Annotated in this window: 12 protein-coding genes; all 12 read right to left on the bottom strand. The window is 70.1% G+C overall.

The window, feature by feature from the left end:
- On the bottom strand, positions 1-1,191 hold a 1,191-nt coding region (locus tag AOK01_RS18530), incomplete at its 3' end, for a primosomal protein N' family DNA-binding protein (protein WP_483855245.1).
- Positions 1,192-1,304: 113 nt separating this feature from the next.
- Entirely contained in the window at positions 1,305-2,513 is a 1,209-nt protein-coding gene (gene metK / locus AOK01_RS18525) for a methionine adenosyltransferase (protein WP_055513044.1), read from the bottom strand.
- A 276-nt stretch (positions 2,514-2,789) separates the two neighbouring features.
- On the bottom strand, positions 2,790-4,007 hold the full coding sequence (coaBC, locus tag AOK01_RS18520; RefSeq protein WP_055513042.1) for a bifunctional phosphopantothenoylcysteine decarboxylase/phosphopantothenate--cysteine ligase CoaBC: 1,218 nt from the start codon (positions 4,005-4,007) through the stop codon (positions 2,790-2,792).
- A gap of 139 nt (positions 4,008-4,146) precedes the next feature.
- Entirely contained in the window at positions 4,147-4,419 is a 273-nt protein-coding gene (gene rpoZ / locus AOK01_RS18515; protein ID WP_005319902.1) for a DNA-directed RNA polymerase subunit omega, read from the bottom strand.
- A gap of 66 nt (positions 4,420-4,485) precedes the next feature.
- Positions 4,486-5,079 carry a guanylate kinase gene (gene gmk, locus AOK01_RS18510; RefSeq protein ID WP_079103521.1) on the bottom strand — a complete coding sequence of 198 codons (594 nt, stop codon included), beginning with the start codon at positions 5,077-5,079 and terminating at the stop codon, positions 4,486-4,488.
- Between the two features lie 38 nt (positions 5,080-5,117).
- The gene (locus AOK01_RS18505) at positions 5,118-5,441 is read right to left on the bottom strand and encodes an integration host factor (protein ID WP_014157387.1); all 324 of its coding nucleotides are present in this window, start codon (positions 5,439-5,441) and stop codon (positions 5,118-5,120) included.
- Between the two features lie 290 nt (positions 5,442-5,731).
- On the bottom strand, positions 5,732-6,658 hold the full coding sequence (gene pyrF / locus AOK01_RS18500) for an orotidine-5'-phosphate decarboxylase (RefSeq protein ID WP_079103519.1): 927 nt from the start codon (positions 6,656-6,658) through the stop codon (positions 5,732-5,734).
- A complete protein-coding gene (locus tag AOK01_RS18495) occupies positions 6,655-7,764 on the bottom strand; it encodes a quinone-dependent dihydroorotate dehydrogenase (protein WP_055513037.1) in 1,110 nt (369 codons plus the stop codon). The genes pyrF and AOK01_RS18495 overlap by 4 nt, the downstream gene beginning before the upstream one ends.
- 76 nt (positions 7,765-7,840) lie before the next feature.
- Positions 7,841-11,149, bottom strand: coding sequence for a carbamoyl-phosphate synthase large subunit (carB, locus tag AOK01_RS18490; protein WP_055513035.1), 3,309 nt, complete (start codon positions 11,147-11,149; stop codon positions 7,841-7,843).
- Positions 11,142-12,314, bottom strand: coding sequence for a glutamine-hydrolyzing carbamoyl-phosphate synthase small subunit (gene carA, locus AOK01_RS18485; RefSeq protein WP_055513034.1), 1,173 nt, complete (start codon positions 12,312-12,314; stop codon positions 11,142-11,144). The genes carB and carA overlap by 8 nt, the downstream gene beginning before the upstream one ends.
- On the bottom strand, positions 12,311-12,901 hold the full coding sequence (locus tag AOK01_RS18480; RefSeq protein WP_055513032.1) for a PH-like domain-containing protein: 591 nt from the start codon (positions 12,899-12,901) through the stop codon (positions 12,311-12,313). The genes carA and AOK01_RS18480 overlap by 4 nt, the downstream gene beginning before the upstream one ends.
- Positions 12,898-14,184 carry a dihydroorotase gene (locus tag AOK01_RS18475; RefSeq protein ID WP_055513030.1) on the bottom strand — a complete coding sequence of 429 codons (1,287 nt, stop codon included), beginning with the start codon at positions 14,182-14,184 and terminating at the stop codon, positions 12,898-12,900. Before AOK01_RS18475 ends, AOK01_RS18480 begins: the two co-directional genes overlap by 4 nt.
- Between the last annotated feature and the right edge of the window lie 3 nt (positions 14,185-14,187).

Raw genomic sequence — 14,187 nt, 5'->3', positions numbered from 1 at the left:
CGCGGCCCGCGCCGCCTCGTCCCGCGCGAGGTCCCCGTCCCCGACGGTCCGTACGAGGGGAGCCGCGGCCCGTACCTGCTCCCGCTCGGCGACGAGCGGAGCCGCCCAGCCGCTCTCGACCAGCTGTGCGGCCTCGACGGTGCAGCTCCAACTTCCCAGCAGAAAGGCGCACTTGTCATGGGCGGCCCGCAGCAGCAGAACCTCCCGGGCGTGCGGCTGGGGCGCGTGCGGCTCACTGTGGCTGCCGTCCCCGTCGTCCCAGACGGCCACCAGACCCAGATCCCGGACGGGCGCGAACATGGCGGCCCTGGTCCCCACCACGGCCCGTACGGACCCGCGCCGCACGGCCAGCCACTGCCGGTACCGCTTCTCGGGCCCGGCCTCGGCGGTGAGCACGGCATGCCGGCCCTCCCCCAGGACCGAGGTCAGCGCGGCATCGACCCGGCTGACGGCCCGCCCGTCCGGTACGACGACGAGCGCGCCGCGCCCCGAGGCGAGCGTCGCCGCCACGGCCCGTGCCAGCTCCTCGGCCCAGCCGGGCCCCGGCAGCGCGTTCCACACGGCCCGGGGTGCCCCGCCGCCCGCGAGCGACTCGACGAAGGCGGCCCCTCGCGGATATCTGGCCCAGGACCCCACCGCGGGCACGCCGGGAACGGGCAGCGGCTCGGGGGACGGCTTTGCCTCGGCCCGGGCGTTGCGCGGCGGGATGGCCAGCTGCAGCACATCGGCCAGGCTTCCGGCATACCGGTCGGCGACGGCTCGCGCGAGGCCGAGCAACTCCTCGCTCAACACCGGCTCGGGCGACACGACGTGGGCGAGCGCGGCGAGGGGCCCGGAGTAGTCGGACTCGGCCAGCCGCTCGACGAGAAACCCGTCGATCAGCCCGCCGCCCTCGCGCCGTCCCTCACGCACCCGGTGCCGCCCGGCCCCGAACCGCACCCGCACCCGCACCCCGGGCTGCGCGTCGGCGTCGAGCTCCTCGGGCACGGCGTAGTCGAAGTAGCGGTCGAGGTGCAGCACGCCCTTGTCGACGAGCACCCGCGCGACGGGCAGGTGCTTGGCGACCGCGGCCCCGCGCCAGGTGCGCGGCTTGGCCCGCGGCGCCTTGCGCACGGCATCCCGGATCAACGCAAGCTGCTCGGGCGGCGCCCCGTCGGCCCCGCCTCCCACCCGCCCGTCCTCGCTGCTCACAGCTGCATTCCTACCAGACAGCACTGACACCGCCGCGCGCCCGGGAACACCGAGGCCCGGCATCCTGACGGACGCCGGGCCTCGCAAGCAGAGATCTGCCGGGAACAGCGGGGTTAGAGCCCCGCCGCCTTCCGCAGTGCGTCCACCCGGTCCGTCTTCTCCCAGGTGAACTCGGGCAGCGCGCGCCCGAAGTGGCCGTACGCGGCGGTCTTCGAGTAGATCGGTCGCAGCAGGTCGAGGTCGCGGATGATCGCGGCCGGGCGGAGGTCGAAGACCTCGGAGATGGCCGCCTCGATCTTCTCCGCGTCGACCTTGGCGGTGCCGAAGGTCTCGACGAAGAGGCCGACGGGCTCGGCCTTGCCGATCGCGTACGCGACCTGGACCTCGCAGCGGGAGGCCAGGCCCGCCGCGACGACGTTCTTGGCGACCCAGCGCATCGCGTACGCGGCGGAGCGGTCGACCTTGGACGGGTCCTTGCCGGAGAACGCGCCGCCGCCGTGGCGGGCCATGCCGCCGTAGGTGTCGATGATGATCTTGCGGCCGGTAAGGCCCGCGTCACCCATCGGGCCGCCGATCTCGAAGCGGCCGGTCGGGTTGACCAGCAGCCGGTAGCCCTCGGTCTCCAGCTTGATGCCGTCGTCCAGGAGCGCCTTCAGCTCGGGCTCCACCACGAACTCGCGGATGTCCGGCGCGAGCAGCGAGTCCAGGTCGATGTCCGACGCGTGCTGCGAGGAGACGACGACCGTGTCCAGGCGGACCGCCTTGTCACCGTCGTACTCGATGGTGACCTGGGTCTTGCCGTCGGGGCGCAGGTACGGGATCGTGCCGTTCTTGCGGACCTCGGACAGGCGGCGCGCGAGACGGTGCGCGAGGTGGATCGGGAGCGGCATGAGCTCGGGGGTCTCGTCCGTCGCGTAGCCGAACATCAGGCCCTGGTCGCCGGCGCCCTGCTTGTCGAGCTCGTCCTCATCGCCCTCGACCCGCTTCTCGTACGCGGTGTCGACACCCTGGGCGATGTCGGGCGACTGAGAGCCGATCGACACGGAGACGCCGCAGGACGCGCCGTCGAAGCCCTTCTTCGAGGAGTCGTAGCCGATTTCGAGGATCTTGTCGCGCACGAGCTGTGCGATCGGCGCGTAGGCCTTGGTCGTGACCTCACCGGCCACGTGTACCTGACCGGTCGTGATCAGAGTCTCGACGGCGACCCGGGACTTCGGGTCCTCACGCAGAAGCGCATCGAGGATGGTGTCGCTGATCTGGTCAGCGATCTTGTCGGGGTGACCCTCGGTCACGGACTCCGAGGTGAACAGGCGACGGGACACAACGCTCCCTGTGGTTGCAGCGGCTGCTGGCTGATCATTGGCGGACGGCCGGGAGCTGCGCCCGGCGTCGTCCGAGACCACTTTATCGGTCGTGCTCCGCCGCGGGGCTACTGTCTCGCCTCTCGGAAGCGCTGTGACCTGCGGCACGGGCATTCTGCGACACGATGAACCCTCTCCGCCAGGTTCCCACACCCTTGGTTACCGGCTAAAAGGCTCGCGTGCTGGTGGGGAGGGGTTTCCTGGGGCCAGGGGATGGTCCCGAAGTTGTTGGGATGTTCATCCCAGGCGGCGTACCACGAGATCCCACACGGTTTCGGCCAGTGCTTCCTTGGGCCCGTACGGCACCGTGGTCTCGCTTCCGTCGGCGCCGAGCACGACCGCCTCGTTCTCCTCGGCGCCGAAGGTCTTGCGCTCCCCGACCTCGTTGACGACGAGGAGGTCACAGCCCTTGCGCCGGAGTTTCGTCCGGCCGTTGGCCAGGACGTCGTCCGTCTCGGCGGCGAATCCGACGACCACCTGTCCCGCGCGGGCACGGTCCGCCGAGATCTCCGCCAGAATGTCTGGATTACGGACCAGGACGATCGGGTCCGGTTCCTGGCCGTCCTTCTTCTTGATCTTTCCCGACGCGTAGGCCGCGGGCCGGAAGTCCGCCACCGCCGCCGCCATCACCACGGCGTCGGCGTCCGGTGCCGCCTTGAGCACGGCCTCGCGCAGTTGCACGGCGGTCCCGACCTGGACGACGTCGACGCCCGCCGGGTCCGGCATCCCGGTGTTCGCCGCGATCAGTGTGACCCGGGCGCCCCGGGCGGCGGCGGTGCGCGCGAGGGCGTACCCCTGCTTCCCGGAGGAGCGGTTGCCGAGGAAGCGGACCGGGTCGAGCGGCTCGCGGGTGCCGCCCGCGCTGACGACGACGTGCCGGCCGGTGAGGTCCGGCTCGGCCGCGCCCCGCGCGAGCACCCGGCGGCAGGCCTCGAAGATCTCGGCGGGGTCGGGCAGCCGCCCCTTGCCGGTGTCCACGCCGGTCAGCCGGCCCACGGCGGGCTCGATGACGACGGCGCCCCTGCGGCGCAGCGTCGCCACGTTCTCCCTGGTGGCCGGGTGTTCCCACATCTCGGTGTGCATGGCGGGTGCGAAGACGACCGGACAGCGGGCGGTGAGCAGGGTGTTCGTGAGGAGGTCGTCGGCCAGGCCGTGGGCCGCCTTCGCCAGCAGGTCGGCGGTGGCGGGCGCGACGACCACCAGGTCGGCCCCCTGGCCGATCCGCACGTGCGGCACCTCGTGCACGTCCGACCAGACCTCGGTCGAGACGGGGTGTCCGGACAGGGCGGACCAGGTCGCGGCGCCGACGAAGTGCAGCGCGGACTCGGTCGGTACGACCCGCACGTCGTGCCCCGACTCGGTCAGCCGGCGCAGCAGCTCGCACGCCTTGTACGCGGCGATGCCTCCGCTGACCCCCAGTACGACCTTCGGCCGTACGGCCTTCGGCTTGTCCACGTCTCTCCCCGTTTCTCCCCGAACCCGGAAAACGTACGGCTGAAAGCTGAAAGCCGTCGCCGTACCTCCCCATCACACACCACAGGCCCGGCAGTCGTGCTGCCGGGCCTGTGGATAAACGAGCTGAAAGCCGAAAATACTACTGAGCCGGGCCCTCAATGGCTTCCGACGTCAGCAGACCCGCGTTGATCTCCCGAAGGGCGATCGACAGCGGCTTCTCGTGGACGTGCGTGTCCACGAGGGGACCGACGTACTCAAGGAGGCCCTCGCCGAGCTGCGAGTAGTACGCGTTGATCTGGCGGGCACGCTTGGCCGCGTAGATCACCAGGCTGTACTTCGAGTCGGTTGCCTCAAGGAGCTCGTCGATCGGAGGGTTGATGATGCCCTCGGGCGCTGTGATGGAAGAGGACACGCTCTGCCTTCCGAACGGTGGAAATCGGCCTTGAGTGGGAGTTGACCCTCAAGGTGACCTGAAAAATCAAACAACTTCCGTCAAGGCTAGCAGCTCGCGCGCCACATCCTCGACGGAGGTGTTGACCAGGGTCACATCGAACTCCGGCTCGGCCGCCAGTTCGGTCTTGGCGGCCTCCAGCCGGCGCTCGATCACGTCGGGCGACTCGGTGCCCCGCCCGGTGAGCCGGCGCACGAGCTCCTCCCAGGAGGGCGGAGCCAGGAACACCAGCAGGGCGTCGGGCATGGACTCGCGGACCTGCCGGGCGCCCTGAAGATCGATCTCCAGGAGAACCGGCTCACCCGACTCCAGCCGTTCGAGCACGGCGTCACGCGGTGTCCCGTAACGGTTGCCCGCGAACTCCGCCCATTCGAGAAGCTCGCCGTTGGCGATCAGCTTGTCCATCTCCTCGTCGCTGACGAAGAAATAGTGGACGCCGTGCTTCTCACCGGGGCGCGGTCTGCGGGTCGTGGCCGATACCGAGAGCCAGACCTCGGGGTGTTCCTTGCGCATATGAGCGACGACCGTGCTCTTACCGACCCCTGAGGGGCCGGAGAGCACGGTCAGCCGCGGACGTACGTCCGGGGGTACGGGGGTCGTCCCCCGGGGTGTTGCAGCCATGCGGTGATTATCCAGGTTCTCAGGGGTGCCTGAGAACGTCAGGCCGCACTGCCGCCGAACTCGCGCTCCAAGGAGGCGATCTGGTTGGAGCCAAGACCTCGCACACGGCGACTCTCGGAGATCCCGAGTCGTTCCATGATCTGCTTGGCGCGGACCTTGCCCACGCCCGGCAGGGACTCAAGGAGGGCGGAGACCTTCATCTTCCCGATGACGTCGTTCTCCTGACCCTGCTTGATGACCTCGTGGAGGGAGGCCCCGGAGTGCTTGAGTCGATTCTTGACCTCGGCCCGCTCCCGGCGAGCCGCGGCGGCCTTTTCGAGCGCGGCTGCGCGCTGTTCAGGGGTAAGGGGCGGAAGAGCCACGCCTACGTCACCTCGGATGTCGAACTGTCGGATACGGACCGGTGAGGAACCTAGTCGCCCCACACCTGGGGAGCAACGAGCAACGCTCTTGCCCGTTCTCCCCGCACTGCGTTTAAAACCGTGGGAGGTGGCCCCACTCGTCGGAGACTAGCGGGCAAGTGCGCCGGAGTCAGCGAGAACAGCGGAAAAGTCCTGGTCAGCCTCTATCGAGTCCGACATTCCCGACAAAATGCCCCGGATTTGAGCATGTATTAAGACGCGAGTTACCCGGAGGGTGCGCACCGAAGGCGCTACGCCGACTCCAGCGCCGCCCTGATCTGTGCCGCGAAGAGGTCCGATGACGCGCGTAGCGCGCCGATGTCGGGTCCGTGCCGCAGGACACCGCGGCTGACGTTCGGCACCACCTGGTGCAGCGCCGCTCCGAAGACCCGGGGAAGATCGGCCGGGGTCGCGCCCTGGGCACCGACCCCGGGGGCGAGGAGCGGGCCGTTGATGCCGAGGTCGTAGGCGGACAGATCGCCGAGCGTGGCTCCGACGACGGCCCCGAAGGAGCCCATCGGGGTCTGCCCCGCGTTCTCCTCGGCGAGATGCGCCAGCATGGTCGCGCCCACGTTCCGCAGGGCCGTGTCCTCCGGGCGTACCGCGTGCTGCACCTCGGCGCCCTCCGGATTGGAGGTCAGCGCGAGCACGAACAGCCCCGAGCCGCTCTCCCGGGCGAGCTCGACCGCCGGCTTCAGGGACCCGTAGCCGAGGTAGGGCGAGACCGTCAGCGCGTCCGAGAACAGCGGCGAGCCCTTCTCCAGGAAGGCGGCGGCGTACGCCGCCATGGTCGAGCCGATGTCACCGCGCTTGGCGTCCATCACGACCAGCGCCCCGGCCTCGCGCGCCGCCTCCACCGACTTCTCCAGGACGGCGACGCCGCGCGACCCGAAGCGCTCGAAGAACGCGCTCTGCGGCTTCAGTACGGCGACCCGGTCGGCCAGCGCCTCCACGACGGTGCGGCTGAAGCGCTCCAGGCCCGCGACGTCGTCGTTCAGGCCCCAGTCGGCGAGCAGGGAGGCGTGCGGGTCGATGCCGACACACAGGGGGCCCCGCTCGTCCATAGCACGGCGCAGGCGCGCGCCGAAGGGTTCCGGGCCCGTACCGTCTACGCGCACATCGACTTCGCCCACGCCGTGTTCGCTCACACCCTGTTCCCTCGTACCGTGTTCGCTCATACCGTCTTCTTCCTCACGTCGGCGCCGACCGCGTCGGCGAGGGTGGCGTACGGGCTCGTGCGGAGGCGCGCGGCGAGGCCCTTGTGGATGGCGCGTGCCCAGAAGGGGCCCTCGTAGACGAAGGCGCTGTAGCCCTGGACCAGCGTGGCGCCGGCCAGGACGCGCTGCCAGGCGTCCTCGGCGTTCTCCACGCCGCCGACGCCCACGAGAGTGATCCTGTCCCCCACGCGCGCGTAGAGGCGGCGCAGCACCTCCAGGGAGCGTGCTTTCAGCGGCGCGCCGGAGAGTCCGCCCGTCTCCCCTGCCAGGGAGGGCGCGGACGTCAGACCGAGCTCTTCGCGCGCGATGGTGGTGTTCGTGGCGATGATCCCGTCCAGGCCGAGCTCGACGGCGAGATCGGCGACGGCGTCGACGTCCTCGTCGGCGAGGTCCGGCGCGATCTTCACGAGCAGCGGCACGCGGCGCGTGGTCACGGCCCGGTCGGCGGCCTCGCGGACCGCGGTCAGCAGGGGCCGCAGCGACTCGGTGGCCTGGAGGTTGCGCAGTCCGGGCGTGTTCGGGGAGCTGACGTTGACCACGAGGTAGTCCGCGTACGCGGCCAGCCGCTCGGTGGACTTCACATAGTCGGCGGCGGCCTCGTCCTCCGGGACGGCCTTGGTCTTGCCGATGTTGACGCCCACGACGGTCCTGAAGACGGGCGTACGGGCCCTCAGACGCTCGGCCACGGCCGCGGAGCCCTCGTTGTTGAACCCCATGCGGTTGATGAGCGCGCGGTCCGGTACGAGGCGGAACAGCCGCTTCCTGGGGTTGCCCGGCTGCGCCTCCCCGGTGACCGTGCCGATCTCGACGTGGTCGAAGCCGAGCATCGACATCCCGTCGACGGCGACCGCGTTCTTGTCGAAGCCCGCCGCGAGCCCGAAGGGCCCGTGCATCCGCAGCCCGAACGCCTCGGTCCGCAGCTCCTCGTACCGGGGTGCGAGCGCGGCGGCGACGAAGGTCCGCAGGACGGGGACACGGACGGCCAGCCGGATCCAGCGAAAGGCGAGGTGGTGGGCCTGCTCGGGGTCCATGCGCCGGAACACGAGCCGGAAGAAGAGCTTGTACATGTTCGGTGTCCTCAAGAAGAGCCTGATGGGCCTCATGAAGAGGGGGACACCGTTTCCGGTGTCCCCCTCGTAGCCGCTAGTCCCGGGCCGCGGTCAGATGCTCCGCGTGTTCCTGCAGTGAACGCACGCCCACATCACCGCGGTTCAGCGCGTCGATGCCCTGGACGGCCGCGGCGAGCGCCTGGACGGTCGTCAGGCAGGGCACGGAACGGGCCACGGCAGCCGTACGGATGTCGTAGCCGTCGAGGCGGCCCCCGGTGCCGTACGGCGTGTTGACGATGAGGTCGACCTCGCCCTCGTGGATGAGCTGGACGATCGTCTTCTCACCGTCCGGGCCCTCGCCCTCGGACTGCTTGCGTACGACGGTGGCGTTTATGCCGTTGCGCCTGAGCACCTCGGCCGTGCCGGACGTGGCGAGCAGTTCGAAGCCGTGGGCGACCAGTTCACGCGCCGGGAAGATCATCGAGCGCTTGTCGCGGTTGGCGACGGAGATGAAGGCGCGGCCCTTGGTCGGCAGCGGACCGTACGCGCCCGCCTGGGACTTGGCGTACGCCGTGCCGAACACCGAGTCGATGCCCATGACCTCGCCGGTGGAGCGCATCTCCGGGCCGAGGATCGTGTCGACGCCGCGGCCGTGGATGTCGCGGAAGCGCGACCACGGCATGACGGCCTCCTTGACGGAGATCGGCGCGTCCAGCGGCAGTTCGCCGCCGTCGCCGACGGCCGGCAGCAGCCCCTCGGCGCGCAGCTCGGCGACCGTCGCGCCCAGTGAGATCCGGGCGGCGGCCTTGGCGAGCGGCACCGCGGTCGCCTTCGAGGTGAAGGGGACCGTGCGCGACGCACGCGGGTTGGCCTCAAGCACGTACAGGATGTCGCCGGCCAGCGCGAACTGGATGTTGATCAGTCCGCGTACGCCGACGCCCTTGGCGATGGCCTCGGTCGAGGCCCGCAGCCGCTTGATGTCGAACCCGCCGAGCGTGATCGGGGGCAGCGCGCACGCCGAGTCGCCGGAGTGGATGCCGGCCTCCTCGATGTGCTCCATGACCCCGCCGAGGTACAGCTCCTGGCCGTCGTACAGGGCGTCCACGTCGATCTCGATCGCGTCGTCCAGGAAGCGGTCGACGAGGACCGGCCGGGAGGGGCTGATCTCGGTCGACTCGGCGATGTACGAGGACAGCCGCGTCTCGTCGTACACGATCTCCATGCCGCGCCCGCCGAGGACGTACGACGGCCTGACGAGGACGGGGTAGCCGATCTCGTCCGCGATGGCCTTGGCCCCGGCGAAGGTCGTGGCGGTGCCGTGCTTGGGCGCGGGCAGGCCGGCCTCCGCGAGCACCCGGCCGAAGGCACCGCGGTCCTCGGCGGCGTGGATGGCCTCGGGCGGGGTGCCCACGACCGGCACGCCGTTGTCCTTGAGCGCCTGCGACAGGCCCAGCGGGGTCTGGCCGCCGAGCTGGACGATGACGCCCGCGATCGGTCCGGCCAGCGTCTCGGCGTGGACGATCTCCAGTACGTCCTCCAGCGTGAGCGGCTCGAAGTACAGCCGGTCGGAGGTGTCGTAGTCCGTGGAGACGGTCTCGGGGTTGCAGTTGACCATCACGGTCTCGTAGCCCGCGTCGCTCAGCGCGAAGGAGGCGTGGACGCAGGAGTAGTCGAACTCGATGCCCTGGCCGATGCGGTTCGGACCGGAGCCGAGGATGATCACCGCGGCCTTCTCGCGCGGGGCGACCTCCGTCTCCTCGTCGTACGAGGAGTAGAAGTACGGCGTCTTCGCGGCGAACTCGGCGGCGCAGGTGTCGACCGTCTTGTAGACCGGCCGTACGCCGAGGGCGTGCCGCACCTCGCGCACCACGTCCTCGCGCAGCCCGCGGATCTCGCCGATCTGGACGTCGGAGAAGCCGTGGCGTTTGGCCTCGGCCAGCAACGAGGGCTCCAGTTTGTCGGCGGCGGCCAGCTCGTCCGCGATCTCCTTGATCAGGAACAGCTGGTCCACGAACCAGGGGTCGATCCGGGTCGCGTCGAAGACCTCCTCGGGCGTGGCGCCCGCGCGGACGGCCTGCATGACGGTGTTGATGCGCCCGTCGGTGGGCCGCACGGCCTCGGTCAGCAGCTCGTCCTTGTCTCCGGGCTCGCCGACGAAGGTGAACTGCGAGCCCTTCTTCTCCAGCGACCGCAGCGCCTTCTGCAGTGCCTCGGTGAAGTTCCGGCCGATCGCCATGGCCTCGCCGACCGACTTCATGGTCGTGGTCAGCGTGGAGTCGGCGGACGGGAACTTCTCGAAGGCGAACCGCGGCGCCTTGACGACCACGTAGTCGAGGGTCGGCTCGAAGGACGCCGGCGTCTTCTCGGTGATGTCGTTCGGGATCTCGTCGAGCGTGTAGCCGACGGCCAGCTTGGCGGCGATCTTGGCGATCGGGAAGCCGGTGGCCTTCGACGCGAGGGCCGAGGAGCGCGACACGCGCGGGTTCATCTCGATGACGATGATGCGGCCGTCGACCGGGTCCACCGCGAACTGGATGTTGCAGCCGCCGGTGTCGACGCCGACCTCGCGGATGATCGCGATGCCGATGTCGCGCAGCCGCTGGTACTCGCGGTCGGTCAGCGTCATCGCGGGCGCCACGGTGATGGAGTCGCCGGTGTGGACGCCCATCGGGTCGAAGTTCTCGATGGAGCAGACGACCACGACGTTGTCGTTCCTGTCGCGCATCAGCTCCAGCTCGTACTCCTTCCAGCCGAGGATGGACTCCTCCAGGAGCACCTCGGTGGTCGGGGAGAGCGTGAGGCCCTGGCCGGCGATGCGGCGCAGCTCCTCCTCGTCGTGGGCGAAGCCGGAACCGGCGCCGCCCATGGTGAAGGAGGGACGTACGACGACGGGGTAGCCGCCGAGCTGCTCGACGCCCATGAGTACGTCGTCCATCGAGTGGCAGATGTAGGACCGGGCGGACTCGCCGTGCCCGATCTTCTCGCGGACGGCCTCGACGACGCCCTTGAAGAGTTCGCGGTCCTCGCCCTTGTTGATGGCCTCGACGTTGGCGCCGATCAGTTCGACGCCGTACTTCTCCAGGACACCCTGCTCGTGCATGGAGATCGCGGTGTTGAGGGCGGTCTGGCCGCCGAGCGTCGGCAGCAGAGCGTCGGGGCGCTCCTTGGCGATGATCTTCTCGACGAACTCGGGGGTGATCGGCTCGACGTACGTGGCGTCGGCGATCTCCGGGTCGGTCATGATCGTCGCCGGGTTGGAGTTGACCAGGATCACCCGCAGGCCCTCGGCCTTGAGGACGCGGCAGGCCTGGGTGCCGGAGTAGTCGAACTCGGCGGCCTGGCCGATGACGATCGGGCCGGAGCCGATGACCAGGACGGACCGGATATCGGAGCGCTTAGGCACGCTGGCCCTCCATCTGGGCTGTGTTCATCAAAGAGGTGAAACGGTCGAACAGGTAGGCGGCGTCGTGCGGGCCCGCTGCCGCTTCGGGGTGGTACTGGACGCTGAACGCCGGCTGGTCGAGCAGCTGGAGCCCCTCGACGACCTGGTCGTTCAGGCAGACGTGGCTGACCTCGGCCCGCCCGTAGGGGGTCTCGGAGACCTGGTCGAGCGGCGCGTCGACGGCGAACCCGTGGTTGTGCGCGGTGACCTCGACCTTGCCGGTCGTACGGTCCTGCACGGGCTGGTTGATGCCCCGGTGGCCGTACTTGAGCTTGTACGTGCCGAAGCCGAGGGCGCGGCCGAGGATCTGGTTGCCGAAACAGATGCCGAACAGGGGCGTTCTGCGCTCCAGCACGGCGCGCATCAGGGCGACCGGGTGCTCGGCCTGCTCCGGGTCGCCGGGGCCGTTGGAGAAGAACACGCCGTCGGGCTCGACCGCGTAGATGTCCTCCGCGGTCGCGGTGGCGGGCAGTACGTGCACCTCTATGCCGCGCTCGGCCATGCGGTGCGGGGTCATGCCCTTGATGCCGAGGTCCACGGCGGCGACGGTGAACTTCTTCTCCCCGATCGCGGGGACGACGTACGCCTCCTCGGTGGCCACCTCCTCGTAGAGGCTGGCGCCCTTCATCTCGGGGGCCTGACGCACCTCGGCCAGCATGGTGCCCTCGTCGGGCAGCGCGTTGCCGGAGAAGATGCCGACGCGCATGGCGCCGCGCTCGCGCAGGTGGCGGGTGAGCGCACGGGTGTCGACGCCGCTGATGCCGACGACGCCCTGCCGGTCGAGCTCCTCGTCCAGCGAGCGCCGGGAGCGCCAGTTGGAGGGCATGCGCGCGGGGTCGCGTACGACGTAACCGGCGACCCAGATCTTCCTGGACTCCATGTCCTCGTCGTTGATGCCGGTGTTGCCGATGTGCGGGGCGGTCATCACGACGACCTGGCGGTGGTACGACGGGTCGGTGAGGGTCTCCTGGTAGCCGGTCATGCCGGTGGAGAACACCGCTTCGCCGAAGGTCACCCCCACGGCCCCGTAGGCACGGCCGCGGAAGGTCCGGCCGTCCTCCAGGACGAGTACGGCGGGAGCCGCCTTCTGCCTCTGTGAGGCGGTCCCCTGGTCGGAGGTGGTCATCGTGCGCCTTCCGTGTCGGTGCTCTTGTCGGTCATGTGGTTCAGGGTGTCGACCCATTCGGTGTGTTCGGCCGCGTGTTCGGAGCGGAAGCCGGAGTCGATCAGCCGGTCGCCGTGCGCCCAGGTGATGACCAGCAGTCCGCCCTCGGTGAGGACCTTGCCCGCGATGCCCTTGTCGAGCCGTACCTCGCGCACCTGCGAGAGGGGCACGAAGAAGTCGGTCGCCCCGGGCCGAACGACATCAAGTCCTGCCTCCGTCAGTGTCAGCTCGACCTTGCTGCGGGTGCCCAGGCCGTGCGCCACGATGCGGTCGAGCCACTGCCCGGCGGTGGTGGAGCCGTGGTAGCGCCCGGTCAGAGTCAGTTTCGCCTCGCCGGGCTCTTCCGGCACGACGGGCAGCTCGGGCAGGTCGCCCTGGAGCGTGCCGCGCCATTTCCAGCCCTCGCGCATCAGCCAGTAGACGAGCGCGACGAACAGGACGAGGCCGACGAGCCAGCCGATGCGGGCGGCCCAGTCGGTCACTTCCGCCGACTTCTGTTCAGCGGCGAGATACGAGGCGATGTATGTCTGGTGCGGCTGTGATGTCACGCGAGCTTCCCGTCGACGAGCGTGGCCCTGCCCCGGAGCCAGGTGTGCGTGACACGGCCCGGCAGCTCACGACCCTCGTACGGAGTGTTGCGGCTGCGCGATGCGAAGCCCGCGGGGTCCACCTCACCACGGTATGCCGTGTCCACCAGGGTGAGGTTGGCGGGCTCGCCTGCCGAGACGGGGCGGCCGTGGCCCTTGGCCCCGCCGATCTCGGCGGGCTTGACGGACATCCGGTCGGCGACCGCGGCCCAGCCGAGGAGCCCGGTCTCGATCATCGTCTCCTGGACGACCGAGAGCGCGGTTTCGAGGCCCACCATGCCCATGGCGGCGGCGGCCCACTCGCAGTCCTTGTCCTCGTGCGGGTGCGGGGCGTGGTCGGTGGCGACGATGTCGATCGTGCCGTCGGCGAGCGCCTCGCGCAGTGCCAGCACGTCGCGCTCGGTGCGCAGCGGCGGGTTGACCTTGTAGACGGGGTTGTACGAGCGCACCAGTTCGTCGGTGAGGAGCAGGTGGTGCGGGGTGACCTCGGCGGTGACGTCGATGCCGCGGGACTTGGCCCAGCGGACGATCTCGACGGAGCCGGCGGTCGAGAGGTGGCAGATGTGGACGCGGGAGCCGACGTGCTCGGCGAGCAGCACGTCCCGGGCGATGACCGACTCCTCGGCGACCGCGGGCCAGCCGCCGAGGCCGAGCTGCGCGGAGACGACGCCCTCGTTCATCTGGGCGCCCTCGGTGAGGCGGGGCTCCTGCGCGTGCTGGGCGACGACGCCGCCGAAGGCCTTCACGTACTCCAGGGCGCGGCGCATGATCACGGCGTCGTCGACGCACTTGCCGTCGTCGGAGAAGACGGTGACGCCGGCGGCGGACTCGTGCATCGCGCCCAGCTCGGCGAGCTGCTTGCCCTCCAGGCCGACGGTGACGGCTCCGATGGGCTGCACGTCGCAGTAGCCGTGCTCCCGGCCCAGCCGGTAGACCTGCTCGACGACGCCGGCGGTGTCGGCGACCGGGAAGGTGTTGGCCATGGCGAACACGGCGGTGTAGCCGCCGCTCGCGGCGGCCCGCGTGCCGGTCAGGACCGTCTCGGAGTCCTCACGGCCGGGCTCCCGCAGATGGGTGTGCAGATCGACGAGTCCCGGCAGGAGCACCTTGCCGTCGGCCTCGACGACCTCGGCGCCCTCGGCGGACAGCCCGTGGCCGATCTCCGCGATCGTCTCGCCGTCGATCAGCACGTCCTGCGGCTCGCCGCCGAGCACCTTCGCACCACGGATAAGAATCTTGCTCATGGT

Origin of the sequence: Streptomyces aurantiacus (genome assembly GCF_001418335.1) — a bacterium.
GTDB classification, from domain to species: Bacteria; Actinomycetota; Actinomycetes; order Streptomycetales; family Streptomycetaceae; genus Streptomyces; species Streptomyces aurantiacus.
This window is presented reverse-complemented; position numbering and strand designations above follow the sequence as displayed.